General features: G+C 54.2%; 12 protein-coding genes. 6 read left to right on the top strand and 6 right to left on the bottom strand.

Annotated features, from left to right (window positions below):
• Window positions 1-139: 139 nt before the first annotated feature.
• From AAIG39_RS02640 to AAIG39_RS02630, 3 genes are all read left to right on the top strand, one after another.
• Window positions 140-541: a BPSL0067 family protein gene (locus tag AAIG39_RS02640; RefSeq protein WP_090082834.1), complete on the top strand. Its 402-nt coding sequence runs from the start codon at window positions 140-142 to the stop codon at window positions 539-541.
• Complete coding sequence (locus AAIG39_RS02635; protein ID WP_343193131.1) at window positions 528-893, top strand: STY0301 family protein; 366 nt, start codon at window positions 528-530, stop codon at window positions 891-893. Before AAIG39_RS02640 ends, AAIG39_RS02635 begins: the two co-directional genes overlap by 14 nt.
• Window positions 894-1,048: 155 nt before the next feature.
• Window positions 1,049-1,432: an STY0301 family protein gene (locus AAIG39_RS02630; protein WP_343193130.1), complete on the top strand. Its 384-nt coding sequence runs from the start codon at window positions 1,049-1,051 to the stop codon at window positions 1,430-1,432.
• Window positions 1,433-1,526: 94 nt separating this feature from the next.
• On the opposite strand, the gene AAIG39_RS02625 is transcribed toward AAIG39_RS02630, so the two are convergent.
• From AAIG39_RS02625 to AAIG39_RS02610, 4 genes are all read right to left on the bottom strand, one after another.
• Window positions 1,527-4,469, bottom strand: coding sequence for a ligand-binding sensor domain-containing diguanylate cyclase (locus AAIG39_RS02625; protein ID WP_343193129.1), 2,943 nt, complete (start codon window positions 4,467-4,469; stop codon window positions 1,527-1,529).
• Window positions 4,470-4,874: 405 nt separating this feature from the next.
• On the bottom strand, window positions 4,875-5,456 hold the full coding sequence (locus AAIG39_RS02620) for a histidine phosphatase family protein (RefSeq protein ID WP_343193128.1): 582 nt from the start codon (window positions 5,454-5,456) through the stop codon (window positions 4,875-4,877).
• 137 nt (window positions 5,457-5,593) lie between these two features.
• Entirely contained in the window at window positions 5,594-5,998 is a 405-nt protein-coding gene (locus AAIG39_RS02615; protein WP_343193127.1) for an MBL fold metallo-hydrolase, read from the bottom strand.
• Between the two features lie 165 nt (window positions 5,999-6,163).
• Window positions 6,164-6,673 carry a hypothetical protein gene (locus AAIG39_RS02610; protein ID WP_343193126.1) on the bottom strand — a complete coding sequence of 170 codons (510 nt, stop codon included), beginning with the start codon at window positions 6,671-6,673 and terminating at the stop codon, window positions 6,164-6,166.
• Between the two features lie 553 nt (window positions 6,674-7,226).
• Here AAIG39_RS02610 and AAIG39_RS02605 point away from each other — a divergent pair.
• The 3 genes from AAIG39_RS02605 (at window position 7,227) to AAIG39_RS02595 (ending at window position 13,537) form a co-directional block, all read left to right on the top strand.
• Entirely contained in the window at window positions 7,227-8,270 is a 1,044-nt protein-coding gene (locus AAIG39_RS02605) for a sialidase family protein (protein WP_343193125.1), read from the top strand.
• A 117-nt stretch (window positions 8,271-8,387) separates the two neighbouring features.
• Window positions 8,388-9,743, top strand: a complete 1,356-nt coding sequence (locus AAIG39_RS02600; RefSeq protein ID WP_090082818.1) for an MFS transporter — start codon at window positions 8,388-8,390, stop codon at window positions 9,741-9,743.
• Between the two features lie 77 nt (window positions 9,744-9,820).
• Window positions 9,821-13,537 (top strand): tetratricopeptide repeat protein, encoded by a 3,717-nt coding sequence (locus tag AAIG39_RS02595; RefSeq protein WP_343193124.1) that lies wholly within the window; start codon window positions 9,821-9,823, stop codon window positions 13,535-13,537.
• 6 nt (window positions 13,538-13,543) lie between these two features.
• Here AAIG39_RS02595 and AAIG39_RS02590 read toward each other — a convergent pair whose 3' ends face one another.
• Together AAIG39_RS02590 and AAIG39_RS02585 are read right to left on the bottom strand one after the other, a co-directional pair.
• Window positions 13,544-16,381 carry a DUF4062 domain-containing protein gene (locus AAIG39_RS02590; RefSeq protein ID WP_343193123.1) on the bottom strand — a complete coding sequence of 946 codons (2,838 nt, stop codon included), beginning with the start codon at window positions 16,379-16,381 and terminating at the stop codon, window positions 13,544-13,546.
• Window positions 16,382-16,408: 27 nt separating this feature from the next.
• The gene (locus tag AAIG39_RS02585; protein WP_090082811.1) at window positions 16,409-18,100 is read right to left on the bottom strand and encodes a hypothetical protein; all 1,692 of its coding nucleotides are present in this window, start codon (window positions 18,098-18,100) and stop codon (window positions 16,409-16,411) included.
• Between the last annotated feature and the right edge of the window lie 41 nt (window positions 18,101-18,141).

Raw genomic sequence — 18,141 nt, 5'->3', positions numbered from 1 at the left:
TTAACATATTGATGAATATATAATACATACTCTTCCCATCCAGGAATTTTCTTAATTTAAAATCCGCCATTATCCTCTATTTGCATAACTTTACATTCGGTGCAGAATGTCATCTCTCAACTTCGACGGATGTAACTTCATGGCATATATCGCAAAAACACCATTAGCGTATGTCGGTCAGTCTGTGGGTAATGGTCAATGTGTGGCATACACACAAAAAGCGGCGAACATGCCGCGCACAGTTGCCTGGAAACGGGGTGTATTAGTGAAAGGCAATATGACCATTGCGCCCGGTACGGCGATAGCCACGTTTGACCCGGATGGCCGCTATGGCAACCATACTGATGGGAGTTCCCACGCCGCTATTTATTTAGGACAGGATGCATCAGGCATAAAAGTGTTGGATCAGTGGGTGGGGCGACATCGCGACAGCCAGGGACGTCTGGTCGTTGCTCCTAAGCCCGTCAGTGAACGCACCATTAAATTTTTAAAAACGCCGCGCATTGAAAACAATGGAGATAACTATTATGTCGTGGAATAACCTATTGTTATTGAGCGCCAGTATGTTCTTGTTTTCAGGTATTGCTCAGGCCGAAAAAATAAATTGTCCGGATACGTTAAAGGAAAATAATAAGACATACACAATGAATTACGTCAGTCTCTTTATGGGGCCTCCCGAAGAGAAAGCGGATTTAATGCCAGACACCCTTGATGCGTGGGAATGGACATTAAAAGATTATCAGGATTATGTGAAAGAGCATAACACCTCTTTATTCCTGGTCTGCCGTTATAAAGGAACAGACAAAACCGAAATAATTAAAGTTCCTGCCGATGCAAAAAAATGCTCGGCCCATTATGGCAAGAAAGACGCTGTGTTAGCGAGCTGTGAGTGACCCCGGGCGTAAACGGAAAAAACACCGTGGCGATGGAGGTTAAATGGAGAGGTGGTTGTCAGGGTTTTTTCTGCGGGCAGAGTTGCTTCAACGAAGCCTCTGAACAAATCAGGAATGTCAGCCACCACCCGTTATTATAAAGGGATATTCGCACTTTGACGGAGTTTACCACCGTGCCATGGTATAAGTTTTTTATGTCGGTAATGGTATTGTCTTTATCTATTGGAGTGGCTCAGGCAACCACAACGCTATGTCCGTCACATCCAACGCTGCAAGATAAAACCCACCCCTTAAACGATGCCAGTTTGTTTGTTGGGCCACCAGAAGATTTCGTTAATCTTATGCCGGATAACGACCGGGAGACGGTATGGACGCTGCCTGATTATCAGGATGAGGCTAAAAAGTATAAAACATCGCTCTATTTTATATGCCGCTATAAGAACACGAAGCAGACCGTCGGGTTAATTGTCCCGGCTTGGGCAAAAAAATGTTCCGTTGCCTTTGATAAGTCCGGCGAACTTATGGCTGCTTGCGAATAGTATTTCTGCATCGTTGTGTGCTTTCACACAGCGTTATTCCCGCAAAGGAAATAACGCTGTCGGGTTTCAATTGGCTGTGGATTACGCCATCCACCTAAATCTGGAAATGACCGGATGCGAGATCCTCTTCGCCGGACCAGCACACCACTTTGTTGCGGCCCGTCTGTTTAGCGATATACAGCGCGTGGTCGGCCTGTTTAATTAACTCATTGCTGTCACTGGCAGAAGACGATTCCGCCAGACCAAAGCTCGCTGTCACCTGCAGCCCTTCGGCAATATGCCGATAATCCCTCTGCGATAAGGTGACGCGCAGCGACTCGCAAATCGCCGTGGCCTGCGCGATGGGCATATGAGGGAACAGCAGAGTGAACTCCTCGCCGCCCCAGCGGGCGCTCAGCCTGGCATCCTGCTGGGTGCTACGCAGCAGGTCCCCAATACTTTGCAGAACCTTATCGCCCACCACATGCGACCAACGGTCATTTATCTGCTTAAAGTGATCGATATCGAAGATCGCCAGCGTCAGCGGATAACCGTGCGCACGGGCATCGTCGAAGCCGAGCATTAGCTGTTTATCAAAGACCCGACGGTTCGCCAGCCTGGTTAACTGATCCTCTTTAGCCTGCCGTTCAAACTCCTCAGCCTGCTCCTGTAAGGCCAGCGTCTTGGCGGCAATCAGCGTTCGCAGACGCTCTTCATTACGGCGTGCCTGCCTCAGACGCCAGCGAAAGATCGCAAACAGCGCCAGCAGAATCAACAACACAAACAGCGCCTGGAAGAGTGGCCGCTGCCAGAAAAACGGCTTAATACGCAGGTTGATAACCGTGTTCGTGCCATTCCACTCCCCGTTGGGGTAACTGGCGGAAACGTTGAAGCGGTAATTCCCCGGCGGCAGGTTGGTATATTCCGCTGACGTATTGTTTTCGCGATCGATCCACTGCGGGTCAAAGCCCTCCAGACGGGTGCGATAACGAATCCGCTCTGGCAAAATGTAGCCCAGACCGGAATAGTTAATCTGGATGCGTGTCGTTCCGGCAGGGAAGGTATAGTCATTATTGAGCGGCGTGGTGTTACTCTCGACCGACTCCACTACCGCAGCTAACCGCGTCTTGCTAAATTCCCCTAGTCGTTCCGGGTGAACCATCACCGCACCGCGGGCGGTCGCAACCCAGATACCGCCATCGCCAGCGCGCGTGGCGGCGGGCATTGAGCCGCCATTGGCCTGCGCGCTGATCATGCCGTCGCTTTCACCGAAAGTGGTCACAGCAATGTGCTGCTTGCGGCCCTCAATAACATCCACGGCTTCGGCTTTGTTTATCCGAATCATGCCGCGGTTCGAGCTAAGCCACAGGTAACCCATGTTGTCGGGTATGACCTGGAACAGTTTGTCGATGGGCAGACCATTTTTGCGCCCCACCATACCGATTGCGCCGTCGCTGCTACGATAGCGGAGCAAACCCCGATCGGTTGTCATCCACATATAGCCGGGTTCGCTGTAAAAGCCGAAAGCATATTCGGCATTCTCCATGGCAGAGATATTGATGTGCTCAAATTTGCCGTTATTGAAAACGGAGACTCCAACCCCCGTTCCCACCCAAATGCGGCGCTGCTCGTCTTCCTGCAACGCCATAATAAAGCTGGCAGGAAGGCCATCGTCTGCCGAGTAGGTATGGAGCGCGCCATTTGGTCGTAAGACACTCAACCCGGAAGCCGTACCAATCCACAGGTTCTGCTGGTGGTCGGTAAGAATGGCGCGAACCTCGTTGCCCGGCAGGCCACCAGATTGCTGTAAAACCGGGGTTAACTGGCCATTTTTCCAGTGCAGCAGGCCATCGGTATAGGTGCCGACCCATACGCTACCGTCCGTGGCCTCGCCCAGACTCAGCACAGAAGGCTGCGTGTGTTGATCCCAGTTAATTTGTTCGACGTGCCCATTCTTAATGCGGTTTAGCCCCGTACTGGTGCCTACCAGGATACTGCCATCCGAGTGCGTCATGACGGTGCGGACATAGTCGCCGTTCAGCCCCTGGCGGGTGCTAACGGTAATAAACGGCGCACGACGCAGGCGAATTAATCCTGAGTTGGTGCCAATCCAGATGCTCTGTTCCCGATCTTCCAGGATGCTTTGCACACGGTTATGAACAATACCATTATCAATATTCAGATGTTCCAGCCCCTCCGGACTGAGGCGGAAGATGCCGTGGTTAATGGTGCCGAACCAGATATCTCCACGTTTATCCTGCATCATGGTGGAGACCACTTCATTGGTCAGTTCCGGGTGTAGTGGCTGAAAACCTTCACCGACGCGCTTCCAGACGCCGCCTTCGGTGCCTACCAGCAAGGTATTATCGTTTGTGACCAGTAAACTAAAGGCGCGAACCTGCGGTAAACCGCTGGCGGGAGACACCAGTGTCGCTTTATTGTCGACCACCTGATACAGACCGTTGTCGGTCGCCGCCCAGATAATGCCGTTCGCGTCTTCCACGCTTTTGTTGGCGGTGACGTTATCGATGATATGCACATCCCGCGTTGCACGGGTTTCACCAGCGGGGCGCATCAGCAGGCCTTTTCCTGGCATGGTAACCCACAGATTGCCTTTACTGTCGCGCATGGCGGAACCAATCATCGTCGGCGCCGCCGCATAGGGCGTCCAGACACCCTCTTTCCAGGAAGAGAGGCCGCCGCGTGCGCCTGCAACCAGCAGGCTGCCGTCTGGCCCGGCGACGAACGCCAGAGTCCCGGAGTCGGGCATTGCGCTTTCGCCGCCGCGTTCGAAGACCTGGAAGGTTTTGCCGTTGTAACGGGCGAACCCTTCCCAGGTGCCGAACCACAAATAACCTTCCCGGGTCTGTGCGATGGCGTTAATGCTATTGTGTGGCAGGCCGTCTTTTGTCGACCAGGTTTCAATAAAATATTCGCTTAATGCAATGTGTGGTTCATCTGCCAGTACCGGATGGCAGAAAACAAGGAGAAACCCAAAAAAGAAAATGCGCAGGGTATCAGTGAAAGTGTCGATATATTTATGCATTGCTCTGTGCATTAATTAACCACCCTGTCTTTACTGGTTACATTATGAATACCGATAAGACTCAGCGCTAAAGTCGCAAAATGGATTTTCTCTCTTTGCTTTATTTTTCGATATATACCAGATGTATATTTGGGGGGCTATTTTTCCTCACGAAATTTATTTTGCCTTAAACTAAATCAGGCCCTCCGGTGTATTGGTATTCAGCTCGGGAGACGGGCCGTTTTCATGCTGCTGATTTAAAGATAATGCGCTGTTGTATCCCGAATTGTCTTCTTGTTTTTAAATAGAATTATTAATAGCACTACTCTTCTGCTTTCGCCCATTTTTATCGCATATTATTGTACCTATAAAAGAAACATCAGCATTTTAAAAGGAATAACGAGGATATTCTTTCCCTCGCTACTCCTTTTATCCCGACTATTGCGCCGGGGAAGAACACTGGCTGGAGACGCCATCCAGCCCTTCGGCATCACGAGTAAAGGATTTGAAATGCTGCTGCGCGTCAAGCTGAACAACATAAATCGAATCAAAGTCCGCAGATGGCCATGAAGGAACCTGTGAGGCATCGCCTCCGGTTTGAGTAATCAGAGTTCGCGCAGCGGTGACCAGATTTTTGTGTTCCCAGGAGATAAATGTCAGCGGCTGGTTTTGCTGCGCCAGCAGTGCGGAAACCAGTTCACGGGTGTCATCTGCATGAAAACGCAGTACCACCGGTTTGGACACCTGAATCGCCAGCGGCGTGATGGTCGTTAGCGGGCGCAGGGAGCTGCCGGTCTTTTTCTGTTTTGGCGCAGAGGCATACAGCGCATCCGGGTTACCGTAGCGCTTGAGCAATACCGAGGGAAGAGCCAGCGCCCGGTTCAACCCTTTGCAGGTGAGCTGCCCGCTATTGTTGTCCGGTTTTTCGCCGTGACGAAAGAAAACATAAGTGCTGTCCGCCGATGCGGCCAGAGGAGAGATCAGTGCCGCGCTAAGTAGGGCTACAAGCCAGCTTTTCATTGTGTTTTTTCCACGTGTCAGAGAGGTTTTATCAGGGAGTGGAGACGTAACATCCTTCCATCCCGCGCTGTCAGAACAAATAACGTTATCGAAGAATAGGGTGCCTGTGCCACCGATACCGGGAGCAGCGAAGGCAGTTATAGCGAGTCTGCTGTCGGGCAGACTAACCGATAGCCATCCTCTTGCGGCGCAATATGCGCAAAGCCCGGCAGAGCAAAGTGCATCCCGGCGACCCGCCATTTTTCGCTGGCGGCCTGCGCGAGGATTTTCTGGCGTGTGGCTTGAGCCTGTACCAGGCCTTCAATATTGTTCCAGCCGCCGCTCCCACTATCCACCAGCAGTGTTTTACCCTGCCCACGGATAAGATAACCATTAATGTGAATATTGCCGGGGGCGGTTATACCAGCCTCGCGCTGGATTTGACCGGCCTCTGATGGAGTGATGCCATTGAGCAGCTCCAGGCTGGCAGTCATATCGCCATCACTCAAAACGGTAACCTGAAAATCGCCGATCTGATGAGAGGCAAAGGAGTGAGGAGTCATAACGCATTCCTTTCAGGACAATGAGGCATAGTGCATTTATCCGGTAAATAAATGCTGCTGTTTCATCATGCTACGCGCAGTCGCGCTCCGGCGAAACCAGGAATATTTCGTCACCCATTGCCATTTTGTCACTAACGGTAAATATGCCTGTTGCATCCCAGGGCATCAGGGCAGCGTGGTCGCGTCTATCACCACCATGCCCAGCGCGTTGGTCCGCTTTATAACCCGCAGAGTGCGAGCAGAATAGAGATTGCCGGAAGGCCCACAGATACGGATCTCTTCATCCAGATCGCGGTCATAGACCTGGGCGCCGGAACAGCTTCGTGAGCTGCCGGAACTGTAGTGATAGGGGGCAATATAGGACGATTCAACACCGGGTAGCAGCCAGGTGAGTGTGGTGAACAGCGCGGAAAAAATAAGCACCATCCCCAGGGCCATACCGCACCAGGCTTTGAGATATTCCGTTCGTGTGCTGATATTGGCGGCAAAGCGTTTTCGCAGGGCAAAACAGGCGAGCACTGTCGTCGCAAGCGAGGCCATCACCATATACCGACAGGTCGTGTGGGAGAGGAACGTAGTGCGATAAACCAGGTTGCGCCAGACGAAAAAGCCAAAAATTGCTGCCACAGCGGCAATGGTGACGGTGAACAAATAGGGGTAAGAATACTTTTTCATTGGCGGCTCTCCCTGCGCGGCTCTCTTTGTACTTTATCATTGTCAGAATCGGCTCAACACGACATTTTATTCTGCTGGCGAGTTTCCCTCAGTCTAACCCCTCGTGACGCGCTTTGCTGAATAGCCGGTGTTATTTCGCTATGCCACATAATGCGTATTATAACGTCGTTTTTGCGACAGAATTATACGGACAATGCAGAGTGATCCGTGGCAAACAGGCAGACAAAATAACCCCCTTTGTGATGCAGTTGTTTCCACATAAAATTTATGGCCGGTAAATGCGGCGATAATTCTGTGAAAATGCGCCTGCTAATCTCATCCGTCAAAACGGATAAATAGTCGGTTATTTAAGTTAACAGCACGACCTCTGCTGTAATAACATACCCGCCGCGCTGTCACCGAATCCAGACCCTCGTTTCGATATTTCATCACTTAAGTTAAATTGATGAGCACGACCAGGTCTTTTGCTCGCGAGTAATATGCAAGCTGGGTTGTGGCTAACCCCGTTCGGTATGGCAAATAAAGAAACAGAGTCCGATACCCTGGGAGTGTTATGTCTTTAGCGCTTATCTCACAGCTTCGCCTGATACCTGAATGCGGCGTTGCTTTTCGCCAGTGTCACGCATCGACGCTGGTTGTATTACCCGATGGCGACCTGCTCGTGGCCTGGTTTGCCGGGCAAAAAGAGGGTAGCGGCGATACGGCTATCTGGCTGGCGCGCCGGGAAAAGGGTGTCTGGCAATCCCCACAGCGTACTGTTGCTTGTGATGGTCTCGCCCACTGGAATCCCGTTTTATTCAACGCGCCTGACGGGCTATGGCTGTTTTATAAAGTCGGTTCCGGTGTACATGTCTGGAAAACCCGCTACGTGAAATCGATCGATGGCGGGGTAAGCTGGAGTGAACCCGCTGAGCTGGTTAAAGGCGATGCGCTGCCACGCGGGCCGGTCAAAAATAAAATGCTGTTAGCGGCTGACGGAACCTGGATTGCAGCAGGTTCCATTGAAGATGAGCGGCACTGGGACGCCTTCGTTGATCGTTCTGACGATAACGGCAGAAGCTGGCATTTATCGCCGGTTCCACTTGAGCATTATGATAGCGACGCCGCCCGGCACAGCCATTTATGGCAGGGGTTAAAAGACGAAGCATTATGGGAAAATGACCTGAGCCGCGTTTTACGCTGGGATGGCGTTATCCAGCCTTCGTTATGGGAATCCTCACCGGGCCATATTCACATGCTAATGCGTAGTACGCGCGGTTGGCTGTACCGCAGTGATTCTGTTGATAACGGGAAAACATGGTGTGCGGCCTATGCCACCACGTTGCCCAACAATAACAGTGGCATTGATCTGGTGATGGCAGGCGGGAATAGACTAGTGCTGGCCTGCAATCCCATTAGCGGTAACTGGGGGCAGCGCTTCCCTCTCTCCCTGAGTCTATCCGGGGATAATGGCGAAAGCTGGTCACCTTCACTGGATCTGGAAAGTGAAGAGGGTGAGTTCTCCTATCCGGCGATAGTAAGTGAAGGTAACACGCTGCACCTGACCTACACCTGGAATCGTAAGAACATTATTTACTGTGAATTACAGCTCGCCTGATAACGCATGCGGGCAGGCTGTAACGTATTACTTGTTATAACAATGGCATATTGCCCACAGTAAGGCGGCGACGGACGGTGGCAATAGGTTTTGACGAACAAAAATAAGGTTAGCGTCATGTCAATTTCTCTGGAAATGCCCGCAGCGCCAAAGCTGGATTTAGATAAAGCGAATATTCGCCGGGTGGTTATCTCAAGCTGGGTAGGGAACACCATCGAATATTACGATTTCTTGCTTTATGGCCTGGCAAGCGCACTGGTGTTCGGCAAAATCTTCTTTCCCAATATCAGTCCGCTTGCGGCACTACTGGCCTCTTTTGCGACATTTGGCGTTGGTTTTATTGCCCGGCCCCTGGGCGGCATTTTCTTTGGCCACATGGGAGATACCCTGGGGCGCAAAATCACGTTGCTCATTACCCTTGGGGGAATGGGAGCCGCCACTTTTCTGATTGGTTGCCTGCCGTCCTACGAGACCATGGGGATCTGGGCGCCCATTCTGTTGGTTTTGCTGCGCTTTGTGCAGGGGTTCCTCGTCGGCGGTGAATGGGGCGGTGCCATGCTGATGGTGGTGGAAAGCGCACCCGCTAACCGTCGCGGCGTATTGGGTTCAATTCCACAGACCGGTGGTTTCTCCGGCCAGTTACTGGCAACGGGGGTCTTTGCTCTGGTGATGTTGCTGCCGGAAGATCATCTGCTCTCCTGGGGCTGGCGTGTTCCGTTTATGTTGAGTGTGGTTCTGGTGCTGGTTGGGCTGTATATGCGCCGCCGTCTGGATGAGACGCCCGTTTTTCAGCATGTACAGCGAAAGCAAGAGCTGGAAAAGAAAAGCAAGCCGGTGCAAAAACAGGAGAGCCCGGTTATACACGTTATCCGCCAGGAGTGGCGCAGCATTTTACTGATTATGGTGTTGCGTTTCGCGGAAAGTGTCCCGTTCTTTATGTGTACGGTGTTTGCTGTCTCATATGCGACGGGGACGCTGGGGGTGGATAAACAAACCATGCTGAGCGTCGTGATGGCAACCTGCGTGCTGGCTTTTCCGATGCATGCGATTTTCGGTGCTATTTCTGACAAAGTTGGCCGCCGCCCGGTCTATATTTTCGGCGCGTTATGCGCAGCGGCCATGGCGTTTCCGTTCTTTTGGTTACTGGAAAGCGGCTCTTTCGCGCTGATGGTAACAGGGTATGTGCTGCTGATTAATATTGCCCACAACTCGATAAACGCCGTGCAGCCATCCTTTTTTACGGAGCTGTTCGGGCCGAAAGTGCGGTACAGCGGCGCCTCTATTGGCGCGCAATTGGGCGCCATTGTGGCAGGCGGCTTTACGCCGTTTATCGCCAAAGGGCTCACGACGCTTGATAACAACAACTGGACGTTGGTGGCCTGTTATGTGGTCATTGCGGCGCTGGTGGCCGCCTGGGCCGCATGGCGCGCACCAGAAACCTCAAAGCGTGATTTGACCAAAGATACGCTGTAAAACCTGAACGCCGGGGCGCCAGTCGCTCCGGTTTTGTATGCATTACCGCAACCGACCAACCACATGGAACATCGCTAATGCCAACGTCAGCCAGTCAGCCTCGCCAGATTCGCCTGTTTTTGTCTTCCACCTTTCGGGATATGGAAAACGAGCGTCATGAATTACTGACCCGCGTTTTTCCCCTGTTCCGGCAACAGTGTCTTGAACGCCAGGTGGTATTTAGCGAGATTGACCTGCGCTGGGGAATTACCGAAGAGGATGCGCATAACGGACAGACGGTGCAAATCTGCCTCGAAGAGATCGCCCGCTGTCGCGCGCTGGGTATTTCACCGTTCTTTGTGGGCTTTATCGGTGAACGCTACGGCTGGATACCACAGCGCCACGAACTGGAAAATTACTGGCACCAGGCGGCGCAGGCTGAAAACCCCTATGCCCGACGTATCGAAGCGGCGCTGGCAGAAGGTATCAGCGTCACCGAACTGGAGATGCGCTTTGGATTTATGGACGATGGAGACGGTGTCAGCAGGCAGCGGGTACAACTCTATTTTCGCCATCCGGATTTAACGGCTTCTCTTGCCGGGAAAGAACCGGACAACTTCTACGAAAGCACAGAAGCAGGCCGCCACAAACTTGCGGCCCTGAAAAGTGCAATCAGAGAGACGCACGCGGAGTGCATCGGTGTTGATGGCTATCAGGCTATCAGCGAGTTTGGTCAGCAGATCCTCAATTTTTTATCTGCCGAGCTGGATACCCATTTCCCTCGCGATGATGTGCCGGATGAGCGGCAGCTCAGGTTACATGCGCAACAATGTTATGCGCTTTCCCGGCGCGAGAACTATGTGCCGTTGCCGGCCTTTAAACATCAGGTTGAGACATGGGCGCTGAAAACGCTGGATGCCATGCTTCCGCAGGTGGAACAGGCGGACGATACCCTGAACCGCCTTGCGCTGGTGGGGGATTCCGGGCGTGGAAAAAGCGCGTTTATGGCCGACCTGATGGCCTCTGAAACTTTCAGCAAGGCGTTGGTCATCGCCCATTTTGTTGGCGCTGACGGCGATAACACGCCGGAAAGCTGGCGTGAGCGAGTGCTACAGGCGCTCACGCCTTATCTGCCCTCCACGTTTGATGTTCCTGCCGAAGATGACGCGCGCTGGGCGGCGTTTGCGGAACTGGTAAGTAGCGCCCAGACGCAGATGGGTAAGCCCCTCATTTTGCTGCTGGATGCCATTAACCAGTTTTCCCCTCAGGACGCGGGGATGCGCCGCCTCAACGGCCTGCGTTTCTTACCGGGTACATTGCTGGTAGTGACCTCGACAGAACCGCTGCCGAAAGCGTGGCCGACGCTGGTATTTCCGGAGCTGACTGAAGAACATCGCCGTGAAGCCATTACCCTGTTTTTGCGTCAGTACAGCAAAAAGCTACCCGAGGCGTTAGTCGGGCAACTGGTCGCCGCACCTGCCTGCGGTAACGCGCTGTTTTTGCGTCTGGTGATGGAAGAATTACGCCTGCACGCGGATCATGACTCACTGGCGGCACGGGTGAGCGCATTACTCTCTTATGATGATGCGGGACAACTGTTCCTGGCGCTGTTAAATGAAACCGACCGGGATTTTCGCAGTGAGGGTTACTCCCTTGCCAGTCATGCAACGACGCTGATTGCCGCTTCCCGCGCCGGGGTATCGCACAGTGATTTGGCCATCCTGCTGGCGCCACATCTGCACCAGTCAGCCCTGAAAATGGCCGACCAGACCTTGCTTCGTTTACTGGCGCGTATCGCGCCGTTTTGCCTGAACGAAGATGGCAGGTTGCGGATCACGCATTCCATCTTTACCCAAACACTGACCACGTTGTCGCCGCTGATGTCTCCGTCACGGCGCGCGCTGGTGGCCAGATTTAATCAGCAGGATGCCTTTTCGGTGGCCGAGCGTACATACCAGTGGATGGCGCTGGAAAACTATGAACAACTGGTAGAGACCCTCGGGCGTGTCGACGCCTTTTGTGCGTTGCAACAAAGCTATCCTGAGCTGGCCTCGCAGGCGATGCTCGCGCTTGGCGCCGGGCGAAGCACCCTTTCATTGTTACTGCATGCGCTGGTGGAAAACTGGAGTGTCTGGCGCTCTGAGGTGGTGTTTACACCGGCAATGAATGCGGTGAGCGCCTGGTTCCTGCAACGCGGATTCTGGCTGATTGGCGCACGCTGGAGTGAACTGGCTGCCGCTATGGTACGTAAAGCCTCGCCGGTTAATCTGATTAACACCCTGGGGACGGTTAATAGCCTGGCGCTTTTTTATCGTCTGCTCGGGCAGTATGACAAAGCGGAACCGCTGCTGCAGGATGCGCTGGCATTGATGCGCAAGATGTTGCCAGCAGGACATCCTGATATCGGCGTCGTGCTCAACAACCTGGCCGGAATTTATGGCGCGTTGGGCCAGCCGGAGAAAGCAGAGCCGCTGTTGCGGGAGGCGCTGCAAACGGTGAGCAATGAAAACAGCATCGATTTTGCCAACCTCGCCCAGAGCCTCGGGGAGTGTTATCAACAACTGGAAGAGTATGAGCAGGCGGAGTCCTTACTGCATAAATCGCTGGCGGTGAGAACGCGTCTGCAGGCCCGCGACAACCCCCATCTCATTGGCTTAAAGCGCAGCCTCGGCGGCCTTTATATGGAGCTGGAGCGTTACGACGAAGCCGAACCTGTTTTGCTTGACGTTCTGGCCTTGCGCCAGACGGTTCTGCCGCCAGAACATCCCGATATCGCCACAAGTCTGAACGATTTGGGAGAACTTTATTATCGTCAGGGGGATGCCGAAAAAGCCGAACCGCTGTTTACGCAGATGATGGACATCCGGCGCAAAGCGTTATCGCCGGGCCATCCGGACTTTATTGCCGGTCTGTTTTATATGGCGGAGTTGTACCGTTCCATGGGACGCCTTGAGGACGCCGCCGCACAGCTTCGCGAAGCGATCCCTTTGCTTGAGCATCTCCCGGATAGTCAGGCAGAGCTGTTATTCGCCCGGCAATCGCTGGCAAACCTCTATATGGAAAATGATTGCCATGAAAAGGCAATCCCGCTGTATGAAGCGATGCTGACCACACAGTCTGAACTGAGTCGTCCTGAGAGTCCGGTGATGTTACGGTTACTTGATGACCTGGGCATGCTGTATCTGGGACAAGATCGTCTGGATGAGGCGGCAGCCTCATGGGAGAAATGGCTCGCTTTACAGGAAGGTAAACTCGCCCCGGAGAATGCCGGCAGGCTCAAGGTCATGCGGAATCTGGCATGTACCTACAAAGCACAGCAGAGATATCAGGAAGCGAAAGCATTGCTGCTGCAAATTATGTCGGTTCGCATTGAGCATGACCATGGTGATCTTGAGCTTAAGGTGCAGTCGGTGGCAGAGGCAGCAGAAATGCACTATTTTCTGGCCGAGTATCCGGCTGCGGAAACCTTGTACCGCACGCTCTTTACCATGGTTGAGCCAAAGTGGCCTGATGGATCGGCGCAAAAAAATGAACTGTTTCAATGGCTGGTGGCAAGAGGCGTGCTGGACAAAAACGGGCGCAAGGAACAATGGGGGCAGACGCCTGTAAGCATGGCGTCCCCGTCATGGCAGACGTCCATCAAAGTAGACGTCTCAGCATGGCCCGCGGCGGCACAACCTGGAATACCCGCAAAGCCGGTATCTATTACCCATGAACCCCCGGCAGAGCCGCTGGCGCCAGTGAGCACGCAAAATGAGACAAAGCGTAGCGTGGGTGAAAAGCTACGCAGTGCCTGGAATAAACTCGTTCACTGAGTGCGATTACTCCGCCTGGCCGTGCTCGCAGGCCAGGCGGTAAAACAGATCGCGACTTTCTTCGAGTTTACGTATCTCGCTCGCGTCGCTGCTGTAGATCGCGCGTACCGCAGCAATGGCGTAGTCATATAGCGCGGCGGCGCGGGCAAAGTTGTTTTCCGTCAGATAGACGCTGGCGAGTTCCTGATAAAACGATGACAGCATAATTTGCCGTTGCGGTGTTGGCGGCATCTGTTCGATAAGTGCGACCGCTTCCTGCAGATGCTGTTCCGTTTCGGCGGTGTTGCCGCTTTGGGCCTTAATCTGTGCGATTTGCATGATAATGTTGGCGAGAACGGCAGGATCGCGCGGGGGTTGCAGGGCCGCCACTTTTGCCTTCTGAAAAAGCTCCAGCGCCTGTTCACTTTTGCCCGACGCATTGAGTTGTTTCGCCATATTCGACATGGTCACTGCCAGCATTTTCATTCCGGCCTCACCCGGATTAAACACATTTTCCAGCGCCTGAGCCATGGCCTCTTTTGCCAGTGCGGGGTTATCGTTTTTTTGTGCCAGCACAGAGAGCGTATTGTAAAAATGCGCTTTCAGACCCGGAGGCGTCCTGTCGTCATCCACGCCAGGTTTAATCATCTGCGCCCACTGGGTCGCCGCCTCTTGCGCCCGGCTCTGTCGTAACCAGGTGAAGATGGAGAGCGCAGCGGGCAGGTGGCTTTGCAGCGCCGCTGGCTCCGGGGCGCGCCATTCAAACGACTGTTCAAAGCGCGGGGTAAAACGTCGTCCGTCGTAAATACCGCTTAACTGCCAGACCGTGTGCAGCAGCGCCGGGTCAACCTCGTGCAAACGGATAACCTCCATCACATCCGAGAGTTCGCGTATGACCGGATCGATCTCACCCAGCGACAGCCACTGCCAGGTTCGTTCCGCCAGCGCAACGCCGCTGCTCTCCTGGTTCTCTCTGAGAATGCTCTCCCGGCACTCTTCCATCTCATCGTTGCTCTGTAGCGCCTGACTGAGCGTGTTATGCAGTAACCGCAGGCGACCATCGCTGTTCTGACAATACGGGGCAAGTCGCGCCAGAAGCGGCACTAACTCGCTATCGGGGACTTTCAGCGAAGGGTAAATGGCCAGAATGCGGGACAGTTCGCCATGCGTCAGCCCCCGACGAGCAGCAGCAATGGCGCATGCGGCGCGGGTCGCCAGTTTTGGCAAACTGAAATCGTGGTCAGACGCCTGTAACACCGAAATAAACAATGCGCCAGGTTCAGCACAGGCCAGCAGCGCGGCGAGTTTTTCCGACAACGCTTCGTGTCTTGCATGCAGACAGAGTTCTTCTAATACCAGGCGCATAAACAGCGGATTGTTGCAGGCGGGCGCAGCGATAAGTTGCCCGGTCAGCTCCCCTGACAAGGACTTACTGACCTGGCTCAGGCTTGCCTGGCAAAGGGCTCCGCGCTCTTCCTGCGTCAGAGCAGGGAGCGGGCGGCATTTCCATTCGATCTTTTGCTGCTCAAGGAGTGACTGCACCTCTGGCGTGGCGGTTAACACCAGCAGCACGCGCGAAGGCCATTCAAGCTGCTGCAGGCGGTGAATCGCAAGCTCGGGTTTATCAAACTGGTTAATGGCATCCAGAATCAGTACCAGTGTCGCATTCTCGCGCTGACGGAAGCGTTGAACTCTTTCCATCACCTGCTGCCAGGCGTGATGGTCATCGGAGGCGGGTTCTGTGCTCTCTCCCTCTTCGGCAAAAAACCAGAACAGGCGGTTACGCCAGTTGTCCAGGGTCGTGTCGCCATCTGCGCCAATATAGTGGCTGAACACGCGGTAGTTGTCGTCCTGGCTCAGTAGTTCGCTAATTTCAAGCGGCACATAATCATCGTCCCACGGCATGGGGGCCTGGCGGTTTTTCTCCCGCAGCGTGCTTTCCAGGTCCGCTAAAAAGGCGCTTTTCCCCATCCCCGAAGGGGCAGTTATCAGCCAGGGGGCCGGGGAGATAGCCATCCAGCCCTGGTTAAGCTCGCTGACTATCTGCTGACGAAACGCTGTGAGCGGCACATAGGCCCGGCGACGCACGGCGGCGAACTGCGCATGTTCATGAGTGCGCTGCTGCCAGCGATCGGGCATCTTTTCCGCCGGATAAAGCGTATCGATGGCATTGAGCAGGTAAGTCCTTACCGCCTCACCGAATTGTTCCACGCTGTCATAGCCGTCAATAGCAATAGTCTGCGGAAAATGCTGACGCAACCGCTGTTTCAGGAAAGCCAGTTGCGCAGTACGCGTACTGTCCGGCGAGCCATCAGGCAGGCGATCAAACCAGATATCCTGCGGTGCGTTAGCATTAGCCATAGCGGCGGTTAACGCCGGGTCACGCAAAAACATCTGCACACGCGGCGTGCTGACAGAAGAGATGGGGGCGACATCCGGCGGTGGCGCCAGAAACGCAAAGCGAATTTCCAGCTCCGTGACGCTGATATTTTCTTTCAGCGCATCACGAATCAGCCCGGCGTAGCGCTGGTCCGGTGACTGCTGCCAGTAGGCTGCAAGATCGTCAGCCTGTGGCACCCAGCCATAACGCTCGCCAAGGAAACCAATAAAAAAGGGGGGAATGCCAAGCGACCGACAGCGTTCAATCTCCTCAAGACAGATTTGCACCGTGCGGCCATTGTGGGCCGCCTCTTCGGTTATCCCCCAGCGGAGATCGATTTCACTGAAATTGATCATCCGTTGATTACAGATCTGGCGGATCTCCGGGAAGACGCGGGTCACCAGGTAGTGGCGCTCGGCGTCCATATCCCGAAACGTGGAGGAGAGAAATACGCGGATTTCGCGCTGTAAAGTCGCCTGGGTCATTGTGCCATTCCTTCGCTATAGGGGGGGCTAGCCGCCAATAATTTCCACATCGCGTCCGGTGGTACGTGCCACCCAGCGTGCATTTTCCTGTAAGGTCTCAATACCGAGCGCATACAAGGTTTCCTGCAAGTCTTCGGTATCCGGCGTCGGTGAATGGGCTTCCATTTTCTCCAGCGCCGTAGAGAACAGCACCGCAGATCGTTCGTAGTCCGCAATATCCTCTTCATAGCCAAGGAATTTCGCATAAGCGGCGCAGAGGGCGGCACAGGCGATTAAAAACTCGGCGAGGTGCTCGCCCACCATATTCCAGAAATGGAGCGTATGCGCCAGGTGCTCATCGGTAAGCCCCCACAGGCTGGAGGCCAGCACCACGGAAGTGATGGCGATACCGCAAATAAACAGCCCGAAAGCCATGCGTTTTGCCAGGCGGTGCTTGCGCTCTTTTTTATGAACGTTTTTTTCGAAGTAGTTTTTCTGATCGCGCACCCAGCTCTCTTTCACCCCGTCAATCGCCGCTTTAAGCGTGCTGGCGTCGCTTTGGGGGTAAATACTCGCGGCCAGCATTGCCCGGCGTACCCAGGCGATATTGTCATGGCTGCGGCGCAGGTAATGCAGCGAAACGGCGCGCGCAATCCCGGCCTGGCGCCAGACGTTCTGCACACGTAACCCCTCTGCCAGCGCACGCAGCTCGGTGGCGTTGCGGTTGGCGCGTGAACTGTGGACGCGGCTGAGCGCGACGGAAAGCAGTACCAGCAGGAGCAGCGACAGGCTCAGCGAAGTGATAACCCAGTGCTCGCCATCGCCCGGCACACGGTTACCCACCAGAGCCATGACGGCGGCCAGTCCAAAGATGAGGTTGTACACCTTGCGCATATCCTTCATCTCTTTATTCGCCAGCCTGTCGATATGGGCGAAAGCGGCATGACAGAGATGCGATGTACCGAGGCTGGAGTTAGCGTCATCTTCTTTGGCGACACGCGCATTAAGCATATCCATGCGTTCAAGGCTGCGGTACCAGGACTCTTCGCCGTGAATCGACGGTGCCTCCGGCTGGCCTTTAACCGGCAGCGGCGGATACCAGGAGACGGAAGGGGAGGTGGCGCCGTTGGCATAGGTTCCCGCTTTCCGGCGCACGTGAATGTGACACACCAGGCCCGTGTCCGGGACATCCAGCAGGCTGGATTGGCCCAGGTAGCGTTTGATGCCGGGTAGTCTGGCATTTAGCGCGGCCAGGTCGTGATCCTGAATGCGTCCTTCGCGGCGGAAGTTAACCACCTGCGCGGTGCCCCCTAAGCCTCTGGCTTTTTCGCCATCCCACAGCGCGAAAAGGATGTGACAACGCTGCGCCAGGTACATACCGGCTTTGGCATATTGCAGGTCGCGATAGAGAGAGCCCTGCGGGTTTTGGTCCAGGGAGATCATCGGTTCAGAGCCTGGGATCACCGTATCGATGCAATAGATTCCGCCGGTTTTCTGGGCGTAATCGTAGAGTTCGCGAAATTCGTCTACCGTGGCGGCGAAGTCACGCTCGTACTCTTCTTTGGCAAAAGGCAGCACCACATGCAGCGGTAATCTTTTTTCCATGATTACGCGGGCAAAAAGGCGGTCTGCCCCTTCGGCCAGCGAAGAGAGGGCCATGACAGGGGAGTGGGGATAGCGTGTCTGAATAGCGCTGATTTCACTCTCCAGCAGAGTGAGAAGCTGCTCTGTATCCTGCACATCGCGGTGTCCCGTGACGCCTAAGGTCACGGGTAAAGATG

Source organism: Phytobacter palmae (genome assembly GCF_039409775.1).
Classification (GTDB): Bacteria; Pseudomonadota; Gammaproteobacteria; order Enterobacterales; family Enterobacteriaceae; genus Phytobacter; species Phytobacter palmae.
The sequence above is the reverse complement of the archived record's forward strand: the minus strand, read 5'-3'. Positions and strand labels throughout refer to the sequence as shown.